The organism is Streptomyces sp. NPDC101194, assembly GCF_044767885.1.
Taxonomy (GTDB): domain Bacteria; phylum Actinomycetota; class Actinomycetes; order Streptomycetales; family Streptomycetaceae; genus Streptomyces.
Genome location: NZ_JBIWOS010000002.1, coordinates 1271099 through 1287115 on the forward strand (window position 1 = coordinate 1271099; position 16017 = coordinate 1287115).

Annotated in this window: 11 protein-coding genes; 2 read left to right on the forward strand and 9 right to left on the reverse strand. The window is 71.8% G+C overall.

What is annotated here, in order from left to right; genetic code table 11:
- Nucleotide 1: 1 nt before the first annotated feature.
- The 5 genes from ACIRP2_RS12480 to ligD all read right to left on the reverse strand — a co-directional run bounded on the left by ACIRP2_RS12480 (nt 2) and on the right by ligD (nt 5618).
- The gene (locus ACIRP2_RS12480; protein WP_404249149.1) at nt 2-751 is read right to left on the reverse strand and encodes a hypothetical protein; all 750 of its coding nucleotides are present in this window, start codon (nt 749-751) and stop codon (nt 2-4) included.
- Between the two features lie 179 nt (nt 752-930).
- Nucleotides 931-1266: a zinc-ribbon domain-containing protein gene (locus ACIRP2_RS12485; protein ID WP_404249151.1), complete on the reverse strand. Its 336-nt coding sequence runs from the start codon at nt 1264-1266 to the stop codon at nt 931-933.
- Nucleotides 1263-3443: a HEAT repeat domain-containing protein gene (locus ACIRP2_RS12490; protein ID WP_404249153.1), complete on the reverse strand. Its 2181-nt coding sequence runs from the start codon at nt 3441-3443 to the stop codon at nt 1263-1265. Before ACIRP2_RS12490 ends, ACIRP2_RS12485 begins: the two co-directional genes overlap by 4 nt.
- 477 nt (nt 3444-3920) lie before the next feature.
- Nucleotides 3921-4490, reverse strand: a complete 570-nt coding sequence (locus tag ACIRP2_RS12495) for a TetR/AcrR family transcriptional regulator (protein WP_404249490.1) — start codon at nt 4488-4490, stop codon at nt 3921-3923.
- Between the two features lie 231 nt (nt 4491-4721).
- Nucleotides 4722-5618 (reverse strand): non-homologous end-joining DNA ligase, encoded by an 897-nt coding sequence (gene ligD, locus ACIRP2_RS12500; protein WP_404249155.1) that lies wholly within the window; start codon nt 5616-5618, stop codon nt 4722-4724.
- A 61-nt stretch (nt 5619-5679) separates the two neighbouring features.
- On the opposite strand from ligD, the gene ACIRP2_RS12505 reads away from it, so the two are divergent.
- Nucleotides 5680-6762, forward strand: coding sequence for a Ku protein (locus ACIRP2_RS12505; RefSeq protein ID WP_404249157.1), 1083 nt, complete (start codon nt 5680-5682; stop codon nt 6760-6762).
- A gap of 73 nt (nt 6763-6835) precedes the next feature.
- Here ACIRP2_RS12505 and ACIRP2_RS12510 read toward each other — a convergent pair whose 3' ends face one another.
- The 4 genes from ACIRP2_RS12510 to ACIRP2_RS12525 form a co-directional block, all read right to left on the reverse strand.
- Nucleotides 6836-9100 carry a HelD family protein gene (locus ACIRP2_RS12510; protein WP_404249492.1) on the reverse strand — a complete coding sequence of 755 codons (2265 nt, stop codon included), beginning with the start codon at nt 9098-9100 and terminating at the stop codon, nt 6836-6838.
- A 175-nt stretch (nt 9101-9275) separates the two neighbouring features.
- On the reverse strand, nt 9276-10187 hold the full coding sequence (locus ACIRP2_RS12515) for a class I SAM-dependent methyltransferase (RefSeq protein ID WP_404249159.1): 912 nt from the start codon (nt 10185-10187) through the stop codon (nt 9276-9278).
- Between the two features lie 315 nt (nt 10188-10502).
- Complete coding sequence (locus tag ACIRP2_RS12520; protein WP_404249161.1) at nt 10503-12452, reverse strand: protease pro-enzyme activation domain-containing protein; 1950 nt, start codon at nt 12450-12452, stop codon at nt 10503-10505.
- Between the two features lie 206 nt (nt 12453-12658).
- The gene (locus tag ACIRP2_RS12525) at nt 12659-14140 is read right to left on the reverse strand and encodes a hypothetical protein (RefSeq protein WP_404249163.1); all 1482 of its coding nucleotides are present in this window, start codon (nt 14138-14140) and stop codon (nt 12659-12661) included.
- Between the two features lie 429 nt (nt 14141-14569).
- Here ACIRP2_RS12525 and glyA point away from each other — a divergent pair, with 429 nt between their 5' ends.
- The gene (gene glyA, locus ACIRP2_RS12530; RefSeq protein WP_404249494.1) at nt 14570-15877 is read left to right on the forward strand and encodes a serine hydroxymethyltransferase; all 1308 of its coding nucleotides are present in this window, start codon (nt 14570-14572) and stop codon (nt 15875-15877) included.
- Nucleotides 15878-16017 lie beyond the last annotated feature (140 nt).

The window sequence follows — 16017 nt, forward strand, 5'->3', positions numbered from 1 at the left end:
CTCACCGGCGCTCCGCGGAAACGCCGACGGACGGCGTGGCGGTCGGGGTGGCGGCCGTGGTGTGCGGTCGCGGGGCCGGGGACGGCGGCGTCCGCAGGATCTCGTCCCGGGTGGGCAGCATCGCGCGCTGCCGGCTGTCCCAGGACCAGGCCGTGCGGTACTCGTAGCCGATGATGGCCGACGGGGCCCGCACGATCAGATCCCGCCCGGCCAGCTGGACACTGATCACGGCGTCCGAGGTGGACAGGATCCGGGTCAGACCGCCCCCCTCCGGCATGTAGACCCGTACGGAGAGCTGGTGGTCCGGCAGCCGGATGCCGACGACCATCTCGTCCTTGCCGTCGCCCGTCAGATCACGGAAATAGGGCCGCAGCACGGGGCAGGACGCCGGATCGGAATGGCACGTGCCGATGAGGCGGACCGTTTCGGCCGGCAGCTCGGCCGCGCCGCTGGAGCGGCCGGGCCGGGCCTTCAGGCCGGCCTGCACCACCGCCACCGGATCCAGCCGGTGCACATTGTCGTCCGGCACCTTGATCCCGGGGATGCGCGCGGTCTCCCCCTCGCCGTAGTCGTACGGCGCGGCGGAGGCGGGCGGCAGCTCGGGCCAGAGCAGCGCGGGCCCGACGGCGGTCGGGGCCGGCCCGGCGCTCTGCAGCCCGCCGCCGACACCGCAACCGGCCAGCAGCGCCGCGCCGACGGCGACCCCTGCGGCCGCCGCCGTGCGGCTTCGCACCCGGCGCTCCCGGCGCATGACACCCTCCCTTCCCGTGGTCCATACCTCATAGACCTTATTCGGAAGGAAGTCCTTTATGCCTATTTAGTGCTGAGAAGCCACCGGGAGCGGCCGTCCGAACGGTGCCGGGAACGGCTGTCCGCCCGGCGCGCGGCACCAGGAGCGACGGTCCGTGGCGCCGGTGCGGAAGTGACGGTTCAGCGCTGGTAGGGGTTCTGGCCCTGTCCGCCCGGCGCATATCCCGGCTGTCCCTGGCCCTGCCCCTGAGCCTGCCCGAACGGATTGCCGTCCTGCGAGGCGGCGTGCTGCGCGAGCAACTGCTCGGCCTGCTCCTTCGCGATCTGCTGCTCCCCGCCGCAGAACGTGCACTGGGTCGCGAACTTCGTCGAGAACGGGAACAGCGGCACGAAGAACAGCGTGAACTTGGTGACCCGCTTGCGGAGCGTGTGCGCGGCCGGATTGCCGCACCAGCCGCAGACCAACGTCATTATGGCCAGCTGGTACAGATATCCCCGCGTACCGAAAATGATCACGTGGTGGGTCCCTTCCCCGTCTTTCCCAGGAGTGCCTGCCGGCAGAACGCCAGCAGTCTTTCGTCGTCGTATGTGTCGTGACTGCCGAATCCGCCGTCCATCGCGTTGTGGCGGCGTACGGAGGCGAGCTCGGCCCGCAGCGCGTGTGCCGCGTCCGACCCTGCACCAGCGACACCCTTCCGCGCCAGACATTCCGCCACCCTGACCCGGACATGGCGGTTCTGCTCCCAGGCCGTCAGGAGCACCGGCACGGACTCCGCGGCCCGCCCGGACACGTCCCACAGCGCGATCGCCGCGTCCACCCGGAGCCACGGCTCCTCGTGCCGGAGCAGTGCGCGCAGCCGGGGCGCCGTGACCGCCGCCCGCGTCCCGAGACGGCCCAGCGCGTTCAGCGCGGAGCGCCGCTCGTGGTCGCGCTCCGCCTGCAGGCCCTCGATCAGCACCGGCAGCACGGCGTCCGCGTCCCCGTCGACCGCCCACAGGGCCAGGGCCGCCTCCGTCGCCGAGGCGGCTCCCGGACGGTGCAGCAGTGTGCGCAGTTCCGGTGCCGCGGCGTGCGCCGCGGGCCCGAACGATGCGAGCGCCCGCAGCGCCGCCGTACGCAGCCACCCACCCCGGTGGTCCGGCGCGCCGCGCAGCACCCGCAGCACCTCGGGCACCGCCTCGTCCGCCCGCAGTGCGGTCAGCCCCGCGAGCAGCGGACCGGCCCGGTCGTACGCCCTCTCGTCGAGCCGGACCTCACCGAGCCTGCGGCGCAGCACGGCGGCCAACGGGGCGGCCGCCGCCCCCATGTGGTCGATGGCGGAGCCCACGTCGTGCGGCACCTCGGGCCGCTCCAGCGCCGCGGCCAGCGCGGGCACGGCATGGGCGTCGCCCAGCCGGGCCAGCGCCTTCACGGCGCTGCCGAGCCCCGGAGGTCCGCTCGGCCAGTCCTGCACCCAGGCGCCGGGGTCGGCCGCCACCCGCGCCGCCAGCGCGTCGGCGGCGGGCGCGGCGAGCCCGAACAGTTCCTCCAGCACATGGGCGGCGGCCTCGGCCAGCCGTGGTTCGGGGGTGGCGAGCTGCTCACCGACCAGCCGGACCAGTTCCTCGTACGAGCCGCGCCAGGCCCTGATCAGCCCGCTGCTCATCCGGAGGGCGTCGATCCGCTGCCGGTGGTCGGGGCTGCGCAGCTGATGGGTCAGCAGCGACGTCCGCTCGGCGACCCGGTCGTCGAGCCCGACGTGCAGGGTCCGCAGCAGATCCGCCGTCCAGGGGGCGGTGCGCCCGGAGGTCTCCTCGTCGGACAGTGCCCGCAACTGTCCCACCATGGTCACCGGCGCGGTCCGCTCCTCGCCGGTCGGCTCACCGGTCCCGGACGCCTCGGCGTGCGCGTCGACGGCCGCGACCGCATCGGCCGGACCGGCCTGCGCCTCGGCCCCGGGGGCCGCGCCGGAGCGGCGCCGGGGCGCGGGGTGCAGCTGACGCAGCAACCCCGTCACCATCCGTACGACATCGCCCGGCAGCGCGTCCGGCGCGCAGCGGGCCAGCTGTGCCAGCGCGGCGAGCCGCAGTCCCGGCGGGAAGCCCTCGCCGGTCAGCCGGGTCAGCCAGTCCGCCGACTGTTCGGCCAGCCCACGATGCCGCAGCGCGACCCGGCCGGCCGCCTCGACCAGCGCGAGCCGCACCTCCTCGGCCGGCTCCACCGGGAGCCGCTCCCGCAGCAGCGCGAGCACCCGCGCCGGGTGGCTGTGGAGCGCGGCGAGTGCCAGGGGCGCGGCGAGCCTCACCCCCGGGTCCTCGTCGGCCATCAGCTCACAGAACACCCCGGAGCCCGCGGCGACGGCGGCCGCCGCCATCGCGTAGTTGGCCGCGCCCTCCATCTCCTCCTCGTCCAGATCGTCCTCGTCGTCCTCGTCCAGATCGATGCCACCGATGCTGGTGAGCAACTCGACGATGCTGCCCCGGTCCGGAATCCCCGGGTCCACGGCCAGCTCGAAGAGAAAAGGGATGCAGGCCAGCGTGCAGGCATACACATCACCCTGGTGGTGGACGGCCCCGTACATGCCGTCCAGTGCCACCTCGCGCTCCACCGGATCGGCGGACGCCAGACCCCGCAGCATCGCCGGCACATCATCGGCAGGCCCGTAGGCATGCTCCATAGAGGCCCAGTCGACCTCGTCGATTCCTGCGAACACGCCATCGCCTCCCCACGCACTTCCACGAAGCAGTGTCTGCGAGGAGTCTGCACCACCGCTCGGACGATCCGCCCTCCACATGCGGTCATTTCCTTACGGACATGACAAAGATCCATGTCATGCGGTATCGGCGGGCCGAGCCGGAACGTCCTCTTCCGACGGCCACGGCCACGGCCACGGCCACGGCCACGGCGACGGCGACGGCGACGGCGACAACGACGACGGATGGACGGAGGGACGGACGGAGGGACGGAGGGACGGAGGGAGGGACCAGGATCGGGCGCGGGCCGAGAAGGCGCCGTCGGCGGTGAAGGCCGGATCGGCGGACCGTTCACCGACGACGTGGTGGGGGCGGCATCCGGGCGGAGCCCGTCGGGCAGCGGCAGCCGGCAGCCGGCAGCCGACATCCGCCTCGCCGTCGAGGTCGCGGCCGTCGGTGCGGAGGTGGTCACGGCCTCCGGTCGACGCGGGCCGCGGTCACGGTGTCGGCCAGTTCCGCAGCAGGGCGTCGAGAGCGTCCAGGGTCCTCGACCAGCTTTCCTGCGAGTCCGGAGCGCTGTGGCTGAACCCGCCCGCAAGCTCCAGGCTGACGTAGCCGTGAAAGACGCTGCCCAGCAGCCGGACCGCGTGCGTCTGGTCCGGCTCCGTCAGGTCGTATCCCCGCAGGATCGCCCGCGTCATCTGCGCGTGCCTGCCGCCGGCACTGGCGGCGGCCGCCGCCGGGTCGAGCCTCAGTTGCGCCGCGGCGTAGCGGCCGGGGTGCTCGCGGGCGTAGTCGCGGTAGACGTTCGCGAAGGCGACCAGGGCGTCCTTGCCGGCCCGCCCGGCCAGCGCGGCGGCGCCGCGGTCGGCGAGCTCCTCCAGCGCGAGCAGGGCGATCCCGGTCTTGAGGTCCTGGGAGTTCTTCACGTGCGAGTAGAGACTCGCCACCTTGACATCGAACTGCCTGGCGAGCGCCGAGACGGTCACCTGGTCGAAGCCGACCTCGTCCGCGAGTTCCGCGCCTGCCCGGACCAGACGTTCCGTGCTCAGCCCCACGCGTCCCATGCCCGCCCCTTCTCTCGGCAGATTCGATCTGCGCATGCGCCTAAAGGTTATAGGTAAATTGCCCTGCCCTTTCAAAGTCGCCGAATCGGCACGAGGGGACGTCCGACGGTCCGAACCCTCCTTCCGGGGAAGTGGACCGGCCGGCGGGCGGGAGAGCCGGGGCGGGCCCGGTGATGTGGCCGGAAAGGTCTGCCGGGCGTCGCGAGCCGGTGAATCCGTCCGGTCGCCGCGCTAGCGTGCGACCGGCAGGGGTCGCGCCCGGCCCGGGTCGACGAGCGGCCCGAGCAGGTCCCCGTACCGCTCCAGGCGTCCCCCCATGTCACTGGCCAGGAAGGTCAGTTCCTCCGGTGTCCGGCACTTCTCGATCTCCGTCCAGGTGACGGGCGCGGAGACGGTCGGTTCGGGGCGGGCGCGCAGCGTGTAGGGGGCGGCGGTCGTCTTCGACGCCGCGTTCTGACTGAAGTCGACGAAGACCTTCCCCGGTCGCAGCGCCCGCGTCATCCGGTGCACGACCAACTCCGGAAGCTCCTGCTCCGCCTCGACGGCCAGTCCCTTGGCGTAGGCCGACACCCGATCGGCGGGGGCCGGCTCCAGCGGTACGAGCAGATGCAGCCCCTTCGACCCGGAGGTCTTCGCGTAGGCGGCCAGCCCGTCCGCCGCCAGCCGCTCGCGCAGCCACACGGCCACCGCACAGCACTCCCTCACGGTCGCGGGCGCCCCGGGGTCCAGGTCGAACACCATCCGGTCGGCCGTCCCGGGCGCATCGGTCCGCCACTGCGGGGTGTGGAACTCCACCACCAGGTTGGCCGCCCACATCAGTGAGGCCAGATCCTGTACGACCACCTGGCGGGCCGACCTGTCCTCGCTGCGCGGCACCGGGGTGGTCCGCACCCAGGGCGGTGTGCCCGGCGGCGGGTTCTTGGTGAAGAAGAGCTGCCCGTCCGGTCCGTCCGGATAGCGCAGGAAGGACACCGGCCGGTCGCGCAGATGTGTCAGCAGGGCCACCGCGGCGGTGGCCGCGTAGTAGTGGAGCACCTCGCCCTTGGTGGTCCCGGTGGCCGGGTACAGGACCTTGTCGAGGTTGCTGAGCGCCAGCCGCCGCCCCTCCACCTCTGTGATCGGCGTCATACGATAAGAATCACATGCATTTCGGATCTACAGGTATCCATGCGGATGCAAGGGGTGAACAGTGAGGTCCATCTGGAACGGCGCCATCTCCTTCGGGCTGATCAGCATCCCGATCAAGCTCGTCAACGCCACCGAGAACCACTCGATCTCCTTCCGCCAGATCCATCTCACCGACGGTGGCCGGATCCGCTACCGGAAGGTCTGCGAGATCGACGAGCAGGAGGTCGCCGGGGCCGAGATCGGCAAGGCGTACGAGGACGCCGACGGCTCGATGATCCCGATCACCGACGAGGACCTCGGCTCCCTCCCGATTCCCACCGCCAGGACGATCGAGATCGTCGCCTTCGTGCCGGCCGCCTCGATCGACCCGCTCCAGATGGACGCGGCGTACTACCTCTCCGCCAACGGGGTCCCGGCGGTCAAGCCGTACACCCTGCTGCGTGAGGCGCTGAAGCGGAGGCGGAAGGTCGCGGTGGCGAAGTACGCCCTGCGCGGCCGGGAGCGGCTCGGCATGCTGCGGGTGGTCGACGACGTGATCGCCATGCACGGCCTGCTCTGGCCGGACGAGGTCCGCAGCCCCGAGGGCGTCGCGCCGGAGACCGAGGTCACGGTCCGTGAAGCCGAACTCGACCTGGCGGACGCGTTGATGGCAACGCTCGGAGAGGTCGACATGGACTCGCTCCACGACGGCTACCGGGAGGCGGTCGAGGAACTCGTGGCGGCGAAGGCGCAAGGCCGCGCCCTGGAACCGGTGGAGGCGGGAGAGTCCGGCGGTGGCAAGGTCATCGACCTGATGGCGGCCCTGGAGAACAGCGTCCGGGCGGCGAAGGAGGCACGCGGCGGGAAGCCGGAGGAAGTGTCCGATGAGAAGCGGGAGGCGGCGAACGCCCCTGTCGCCAAGGTCACTTCGCTCACCGGCCGCAAGAAGTCCGGTGGAACCGGGGCGAAGAAGAAGGCGGCCCCGTCCGCCGGGAAGACCGCTGCGAAGAAGGCCACGCCGAGCAGGGCTCCCGCCAAGAAGACCGCGGCGCGGCCGACGGCGAAGAAGTCGGCCACCAAGTCCACGGCGAAGAAGACCACCGCGAAGTCGGACACGAAGTCGACGGCGAAGAAGGCGGCCCCGCGCAAGCGCGCCTCCGCCTGAACGGCGCCCGGCGCGCGGTGATGCCCGCGGCTGTCCGTCCTGCCGGGCGCCTGCCGTGCGGCGACGCCCGCGGCTACCCCTCCTTCTCCTCCGCTTCCGTCGCTGCCGGTGCGAAGCCGATCAGTCCGAGCCGCCGGGTGGCGCGGGTCAGCGCCACGTACAGGTCGTTGACGCCGCGCGGCGAGCCGGTTCTGATCCGCTCCGGCGCCACGACGATCACCGAGTCGAACTCCAGCCCCTTGGACTGCCGCGCGTCCAGCAGGACGACGGGGCCGGTCAGGTCCGGTTTCGGGCCGTGCGACGCATCAGGCATCGCGTCGGCGAGCGCGGCGTGCAGTTCCGGCGGTGCGATCACCGCGACTTTCCCCTCGGCGCAGCACTCCTTGGCGACGGCTTCCGACGTGGCATGGACCAGCTGTTCCGGTTCGACCGCCATGGTCCACGGTCCGACACCGGTCGAGCGCACCGACCGGGGCGGCTCGAAGGCGGGGTCGGCATCCCTGCGGACCTCGGCGGCGACCTCCATGATCTCCGCCGGGGTGCGGTAGTTGACGCCGAGACGGGCGTGCTGCCAGCGGTCACCGACGTACGGGCCGAGGATCTGTTCCCACGAGTCGGCGCCGGCGGCGGAGCCGGTCTGCGCCGGGTCGCCGACCAGCGTCATGGAGCGCGTGGGGCAGCGGCGCATCAGCAGCCGCCAGGACATCGCGGAGAGCTCCTGCGCCTCATCGACGACTATGTGACCGAAGGCCCAGGTCCGGTCGGCCGCGGCCCGCTCGGCGGCGCTGCGGTGGTCCGTCTCCTCCTGGCGTTCGGCGAAGCGTTCGGCGTCGATGATGTCGTGGGCGGAGAGCACTTCCGCGTCGTCCTCGTCGTCGAAGTCGGTGCTGCGCGAGCCGAGGGAGAGGTCGAGGACGCCCTGGGCGTAGGCGATCCGCTCCCGGCGCTCGGCCTCCTCGGCGGCGCGCAAGGCACTGTCGTCCTCGCCCAGCAGCTCGGCGGCCTCATCGAGCAGCGGCACGTCGGCGGCCGTCCACTCGGTACGGTCCGTCAGGGCGGTGGGGTCGACGCCGGGGCGGCGGATCGACGCGGCCTCCGCGGGGGGCAGATGGGCGGGCCGGGCGAGGAAGTCGGCGACCAGCCCCTGAGGGGTGAGCCGAGGCCACAGACTGTCGATCGCGGCGTGCACCTCGTGGTTGGCGGCCACTTCCTTGCGGAGCTGCTCGATGTCGGAGGCGTCGAGCAGGTTGGGGCCGCCGAGCGGGTCGGCGCCGATGCGCTCGGTGAGCTGCTCCGTCAGCGCGTCGATGATCCGGGCGACGAAGTGGCGGTGGGCGAGGTTGTGGGGCAGCCCGGTGTCACGGGCACCGGCCCGGGCGCGGGCCGCCGTTGCGCGGTCGAGGACCAGCTTCTCCCGGCCGTGGCCGACCTCGATGGCGCGATCGGGCAGTTGCTGCCGCTCGGCCACAGCCGTGCGCAGGACGCCTGCCATCCGGACGTCACCCTTGACGGCGGCGGCCTCCGGGCTGTCCGTGCCGGTGGCCTGTACGCCGGGAAAGAGCTCGCCCACGGTCGCCAGCAGCACGCCCGTCTCACCGAGAGAGGGCAGCACATTGCCGATGTAGCCGAGGAAAGCGGGGTTGGGGCCGACGATCAGCACCGCGCGACGGGCCAGCTGCTCGCGGTGGGCGTACAGGAGGTAGGCGGCACGGTGCAGGGCGACCGCCGTCTTGCCGGTGCCGGGGCCGCCCTCGACGACGAGGACACCTCGGTGCGGAGCGCGGATGATGTGGTCCTGCTCGGCCTGAATGGTGCGCACGATGTCGGTCATGCGCCCGGTGCGGGTCGCGTTCACGGCGGCGAGCAGGACGGCGTCGTCGTTGGGGTCCTCGAAGCCGGTGCGGAGGCCGGGCTCGGTCTCCTGGAGATCCAGGATCTCGTCGTGCAGGGCGGTGACCCGGCGCCCGTGCGTGGTCAGGTGCCTGCGGCGGCGGAGGCCCATCGGTGTGTGGCCGGTCGCCAGATAGAACGGCCGGGCCACCGGTGCGCGCCAGTCGATGAGCAGCGGCGTGTGCTCCTCGTCGCTGATTCCCAGGCGCCCGATGTGGTGGTGCTCGCCGTTCCGCAGATCGATCCTGCCGAAGCAGAGCCCGGTCTCCACGGCGTTCAGCGCGGCGAGGCGGTCGGACTGCTCCGCGACCGCGATATCCCGCTCCAGCCGGGCCTGCCGCCCTTCGGCGGCCTGACCCAATGAGGTCCGGACGGCTCCTTCGGCCCGTTCCCGGAGTACGTCGACACGCATGTGGAGCAGGGTGATGAATTCCTGTTCCCGCGCCATTTCTTCGCTTGACAATTGCACTCCAGACCCGATAGCATGCGGATATTGAATTGCTTTGTGTCCTCATGGCGCAAGCCATATAAATATTCAATATACGCAGACAGGTGACCCGGACGTCAATTTCGTCCGGGATTTTTTATGAGCTCTGCTGAGGGCTGTCCGGGCGGGCGCGGCCTCAGGGTGTCCAGCCCTTACGGGCCGGGCAGGGTCCGGCGTGGTACTCCGAGCGCTGTCCGCGCACCCGCGCGTGGACGACACGGGACAGGTCGATCGGCGCGAGTGCGTCCTGGCGGTCCCACAGGGTGGCGTCGAGCATCTCGTGCTGACGGACGCTCTCCACGACATCGAAGCCGCAGTCGGACAGCAGCGCGGCGAGGCCGCCCGGCGTGAAGAACGTCTGCCACGGCTCGCCCTGCTCGGCGGCGAAGAGCGCGACGGCGTCGACGTACTGCTGGGCGGCGGCGTCACGCATTTCCGCGGGGAGCAGGTAGTCCATGACGAGCTCCGTGCCGACGGCGAACGAGCCCGTGGCCGCCAGTGTCCCGGCCACGGCGTCGGCGCCGAGATACATGCTGACGCCCAGCCACAGGACGACCGACGGCTCGGCGCCGTCGAAGCCGTGGGCATGCAGCCCCTCGGCCAGGGAGTCCCGCTCGAAGTCGAGCGGGACGTACGTCACGCGGCCGGGAACCGGGATGCCGGCAGCGGCCAGCCGTTCCCTCTTCGTTCGCTGCGCGTCGGGGCGGTCGACCTCGAAGAAGCGGACGTGCTCGGTGGAGCCGGAACGATGGGCGAACGTGTCCAGGCCGGCTCCGAGAACGACGCACTGGCGCATGCCGGAATCGAAAGCGCGCAGGGCGCGGTCCTCGGCGTATCGGCTGCGGCAGATGGTCTGGGCCCGGGCCGCGGCCAGTACCGGTCGGTCCCCGTGGAGGCGGTGATAGCCCAGGAGCTCGCCGGCTTCACTGCCCAGCAGGAGTTTCGCCAGCGGGTCGGAGAAAATCAGTGGCGGCCGGTCGACGACGAGGTGGGCGGCACGTGCGGCGGCGGCCATCAGGGCGGTGCCGTTCGAGTTCTTCGCATTCACCTGGGCAGCATATCCGCGAAAACTGACATCATATCAGAATCAGTGAATTTTGTAAATGCTCCGGCGATTGCGATGTGATTTCAATCGACGGTGGCGATTATTGATTCTCCGGCGTGAAATGGGCGTCGGAAGTCGCCTTTCGGCCGCACGTCTCCCACAGGTGTCCGGCAGCCCTCGCGATCCCCGCGGGGAGGCGGCATCGCGGGGGCGAAGTCGGGGCGTGCGGGAGTCCGGCGGGCCCCGCACACGGGACCGCCCCGGAGCGGCGGCCCCGGGGCGGTCCTCACATCGTGGCGTCGTGCCGTCGTCCGGACGTCAGTGCCACCTGTACGAGTTCACGTAACCGGCCGCCGGAGTCCCGACCCCCGTCACGTCGTCGTACCCCTTGACCGCCTTGAGCGAGGCGTCCTTGCCGAGGCTGCGCAACGAGGTCAGTACGCCGTCCGCGGCGTCGACGCCGTTGGCGAAGTCGACCCGGGCCACCGCGAGATCGCGGTTCGGGCCCAGCGGGTGGTCGGTGACGTCGTGGTACGCCTTCGAGCCGTACCGGGCGTAGATCGCCGGGTTGGCGAAGCCGATCGGCAGACCGTGCCGGGCCTGCTGCGCGAGCGCCTGCACACCGGCGATGACCGGCGCGGCCAGTGACGTACCGCCGATGCGGTACTCGTCGTAGCCGAGCGATCCGTCCGGCAGCGTCTGGGTCTGCCCGACCAGGAAGCCGGTGTTCGGGTCGGCGACGGCCGCGATGTCCGGGGCCGTGCGCATCCGCTGCTTTCCGTTCGCCCGCGCGAGCGAGTCCGGGACGATGCCCCGCTGGTAGAACGGCTGCTTCACGGACGAGCTGGTGCCGCCGCCCGCGCCGGAGGTGTACGCGCCCGGGAAGCCGGTCCAGCTCCTGCCGTCGTCGGAGAGGCCCGCCTTCAGCGTGCCCCAGCCGGTCTCCCACTGGTACGTGTCGTTCTTGCCGACGGCCAGCGCGGTACCGCCGACCGAGGTCACCCAGGCGGAGTTGGACGGGACGTCGATCTGCTTCGTCCCCGTGGACGCGACGTTGTCGCCGTCGTCACCGGAGGAGAAGTAGAAGCCGATGCCCTCGACCGCGCCCATCTTGAAGACCTGGTCGTACGCGGCCGCGATGTCCGGGGTCTCGTTGGCCTCGATGTCGCCCCAGGAGTTGGAGACGATGTCCGCGAGCCGGTGGTCGACGACCTTGTTCAGCGAATCCAGCAGGTCGGCGTCGTAGCAGGAGGCGCCGCCCACGTACACGATGTCGGCGGCGGGCGCGACCGCGTGCACGGCCTCGACGTCGAGGGTCTCCTCGCCGTACCAGCCGGAGGCCCCGCACTCCTCGGTCTTCGTGTAGTCGGCCGGCAGCACCTGGCTGAGCTGTCCGCGGCGGTAGGGGGCGTCGCCGTTGCGCCTGGCGTACTCGGCGGCGTCCTTCGCGATGGTCGGCGAGGCGTACGCGTCGGTGATCGCGACGGTGACACCCTTGCCGGTCCAGTCGCCCGCGCCGTACGCGGCGCGCAGCTGCTTGCCCGTGTAGCCCCTGACGGCGTACGGCACCTTGGATCCGTAGGCGCTCGGCAGCGACGACGCGGTCTTCGAGCCGTAGTACGAGGAGAAGGGGCCGGAGTTGCGGAACACGGCGTCCGGCGGCGGCAGTGTCTCGTCGTGGCTCGACTTGTGCGGCGCGTTGTCCAGGCCGGACACGGCGAGGACGGCATCGCTCAGCCCGGCGGGCACGGAGGCGGTGGAGGCGGGGGCGCGGTAGGTCCGGTCGCCCTTGCGGTAGTTGCGCAGCTGGGTGCCGAACGTCTTCTCGGCGGTGGCGACATCACCGGTGGCCGAGACGTAGTGCCGATTGGCGCCGGTGACGGTCAGTCCGCTCGACCTCAGCCACTGGCTGACCTGGTCGATCTGCTGCTGACTGGCCCCGAACCGGGCCTGTGCCTGCTCGGCGCTCAGGTACTTCCCGTACGAGGCGGACCGCGGGTCGGACACGGCGGCGGCGTACGCGGCCAGCCCCTTCGCGTCCCGTCCGGCCAGATGCACCCGGACACTGACCTTGCCGCTGTCGGCCGTGGCCCCCCGGTCGGCCGCGGCGGTCGCCCAGGCGGGCTTGCTGCCGTGCAGTGCGTCCCGCCCGCTCGGCGCGGAGTCCGCGCTGGCGTTCGGTATCCCGAGGGCGAGCGCGCCGGCAAGCAGCGGGAGTGTCGCCGCCATGCTCAGCGCGGCGCGACTTCTCGCGCGGCTGGTTCTCATATAACCCCCTGCGATGTGGGTCTTCGCGTGTGGTGCATGTGCCGGATGATGTGCACATGTAATGCGCCACTCTGGCGAGGAACGCCTCATGTAGGGGGCATGCGTTCACCAAGAATCGACCAAGTGAGCGGATGTGAACGGTAGTTCGTGGAGAACATGCCCAATTGCGCCTGCTCGCCGATGGGCGGGCGGCTTGCGCTCCCGCCTCAGGTGCCCTTCGGTTCGTAGCCGAGTCCGGGAGACCTGCTCACGTACGTACAGCCGGTGTACCGGTATCCGGGCTGGATCTTCGAACCGTCCGCGTAGCTCGTCACGCCTGTGCCGGACGAGGCCCCTCGGTGCTTGTACAGGAAGTGGTACTCACCCGCGGGCAGCCAGAGCGTCACCTTCGGGTAGCTCTTCCCCTCGGCCTTGCAGGCCGCGGCGGGCCCGCCCACCCAGGAGTACGAGGAGCAACCGCCGCACCCCTTGATGCCGGTCCTTCCCGTCACCGGCCCGGTGTACAGGATCTCGACCCCGTCGGGGGCGTCGTTGCTGATGACGAGCTCCATCCGGCTCCCGCCCGGCGGGCCCGAGGGCGGCAGGTGCTTTCCGGCGGACGGCCGTTTGCCGGCGATCTCGGCGGCGATGGCGATGTCCCGGGCCCGAGCGCGGCGCTTGTCCTTCTTGTACGTGGCGGCGAACTCCGTCAGCATCTGCCGCGCCTGCTCGAACCGCTTGGCTTTGAACCGGGCGACGCCGCAGGCGTATGCGCCGTTCTGGATGCCGCCGTCGGTCTTCGGGGCCAGCGCGGAGACGGACTTGACCGGCATCGCGAGGGCGGTCGTGCGGAGCCGCTGCAACGTGTCCCTGGCGGCGCAGGGGTCGCTTCCGCGCACGGCCCGGTTCTGCTCCGAGATCTTCCCGGAGAGCGCGGGCCCCACCTTCCCGGCCTCGGTCGAGTCGGGGAACGTGCGCAGCAGCTCGCCCAGTTCGTCGCTGTCCCTGGTACTGGTCGGCACGGCCCCCAGCTTCGACACCCCGCATGCGTACAGCGAGGCGGCGAGCGGACCGTCGGGGTAGTCGGCGAGATCGCCCAGAAGCTTCGGGTCGATCGACCGCGGCAGGGTCCGCAGATGGGTCAGCGGCTCGACGGCCTCGCAGAACTTCTTCTGCCGGTACGGCGCCGAGACCGCCTTGTAGTACGCGTCGAGCCGCTGCGGCACGAGCTTCCCGGCCCTCGATCCGGAGTGCTTCTCGCCGAGCCCCCGATAGATGGTGAGCGCCGTCCGGTAGTCACCCCGCGCGGCGGCGAAGGGCTTGCGGGAGGCGGCCTCGACGCTCCGGTCGCCCCGGTCCAGCCGGTCGAGCAGCATCTGCTCGACCGCCTCGTCCTGCGCGGAGCCGTAGAACACCACGCCCCCCGCGGGCACCGCCAGCAGCACCAGGCCGGTCCCCGCCGCCACCATCGGTCGCCACGACCCGCCGACGGTGCGACGCCGTGCGGTCCTCGCCCCGTCCACGGCCGCCAGGACCAGTACGACGAGATACGCGACGACCAGCCCGCTTGCGACCCCGTCGGGGTCGGCCGGGAGGGCGGCCGACAGCAGCGCGCCGGTCGCCGCCCAGCAGAGAACCGTCCTGATCCAGCACCGCATCAGCGCGTAGCCGAGCCCGAACCCGCTCAGGTTGAGCAGACCCGCGGCCACGGAACGGAGAACGCCTCCCGGCGGCGGCCCGACGACGGGCGGCCGGCTCGGTGGAGGGGGCAGGGGAGGCGAGGTGGGCGGCGGCGGAGGAATCGCCCCTGTCCCGAATCGCTGATCGTCCCAACTCACTTCGGCCCCCCACCCGTTGAGCTATGCGGGCCTCGCTCCATGCCCGGTTGGATTACCTTCCACGACGCCCCGAACAGTGTCAATCCGGACCGGTCGCCGGGCCGGTCGACCGCCGACGAATCGACGCATTTCGACGCGGCCCGACCCCGCACCCGGTAAAGTGCCCGGTGCCGCGACTGGCGCGTGCCCCGGCAGGGGCGCTCCGTGGAATCGACCACGAGGGAGCGGCACACCCCGGGCCCGCCCGGGGGCGTCATCGCCGGAGAGTCGTCCGCCTGGGCATCCGGGTCCACCGCAGCGATGCGAACGACCCGGGAGGATCCCGTGACCGCACCCGTACCCTCGTACCCCCGCCACCCCGCCCTGGCGGAGGCCGATCCGGAACTCGCCGCACTGGTGACGGCCGAGGAACAGCTCCAGGCCGACACCCTGCGCCTGATCCCCAGTGAGAACTACGTCTCCGCCGCCGTGCTCGAAGCATCCGGCACCGTGCTCCAGAACAAGTACTCCGAGGGCTACCCGGGCAAGCGGTACTACGAGGGCCAGCAGAACATCGACCAGGTGGAGACGCTCGCCGCCGAGCGCGCCGGGGCCCTCTTCGCGATGGACCACGCCAATGTGCAGCCGTACTCCGGCTCACCGGCCAACCTTGCCGTGTACCTGGCGTTCCTGAAGCCCGGCGACACCGTGCTCGGCATGTCACTGCCGATGGGCGGCCACCTCACGCACGGCTGGGGCGTCTCGGCCACCGGTACCTGGTTCCGCGGGGTGCAGTACGGCGTACGCCGCGACACCGGCCGCATCGACCTGGACGAGGTACGCGACCTGGCTCTGGCCGAGCGGCCCGGGCTCATCTTCTGCGGCGGTACGGCCGTGCCCCGCACGATCGACTTCGCGGGCTTCGCCGAGATCGCCCGGGAGGTCGGAGCGGTCCTGGTCGCCGATGTCGCCCACATCGCCGGCCTGATCGCGGGGGGCGCCCACCCGTCGCCCGCCCCGTACGCCGACGTGGTCTCCACCACCACCCACAAGACCCTGCGCGGCCCGCGTGGCGCGATGCTGCTGAGCAGGGCGGAGCACGCACGCGCCATCGACCGCGCCGTCTTCCCCGGCCTCCAGGGCGGCCCCCACAACCAGACGACGGCGGCGATCGCGGTGGCACTGAAGGAGGCCGCCCGCCCCGAGTTCAGCGCCTACGCCCACCAGGTGGTCACCAACGCCCGCAGCCTGGGGGAGGAGTTGGCGTCCCGAGGCTTCGACCTGGTCTCCGGCGGCACGGACAACCACCTCCTGCTGATCGACCTGACCTCCCGCGGTGTCCCGGGCAAGATCGCGGCGAAGGCCCTGGACCGAGCCGGAATCGTCGTCAACCACAACACCGTCCCCTACGACCCCCGCAAGCCCTTCGACCCCTCCGGCATCCGCATCGGCACCCCGGCCCTGACCTCCCGGGGCGTCCCGGCCTCCGAGATGGCCACGATCGCGGAGTGGATCACCCGTGTGGTCGAGGCGGCGCGCACCGACGACGAGGCCACGGTCGAGAAGGTCCGCACGGAGGTGAAGGCCCTGATGGACGGCTACCCGGCACCGGGGCTGCCGGTGGACTGACGGACGCGGGTGGACCGGCCGGGGGGGGGGGGGCCCCCCCCCCCCCCCCCCCCCCCCCCCCCCCCCCCCCCCCCCCCCCCCCCCCCCCCCCCCCCCCACCCCACCCCCCCCCCACCCCCCCCCCCCCCCCCCCCCCCCCC

Coding starts and splice junctions, on each gene's coding strand:
- glyA (WP_404249494.1), top strand. CDS start 14,570: ATGCGAACGACCCGGGAGGATCCCGTGACCGCACCCGTACCCTCGTAC.
- ACIRP2_RS12480 (WP_404249149.1), bottom strand. CDS start 751: ATGCGCCGGGAGCGCCGGGTGCGAAGCCGCACGGCGGCGGCCGCAGGG.
- ligD (WP_404249155.1), bottom strand. CDS start 5,618: ATGACGCCGATCACAGAGGTGGAGGGGCGGCGGCTGGCGCTCAGCAAC.
- ACIRP2_RS12510 (WP_404249492.1), bottom strand. CDS start 9,100: ATGGCGCGGGAACAGGAATTCATCACCCTGCTCCACATGCGTGTCGAC.
- ACIRP2_RS12495 (WP_404249490.1), bottom strand. CDS start 4,490: ATGGGACGCGTGGGGCTGAGCACGGAACGTCTGGTCCGGGCAGGCGCG.
- ACIRP2_RS12520 (WP_404249161.1), bottom strand. CDS start 12,452: ATGAGAACCAGCCGCGCGAGAAGTCGCGCCGCGCTGAGCATGGCGGCG.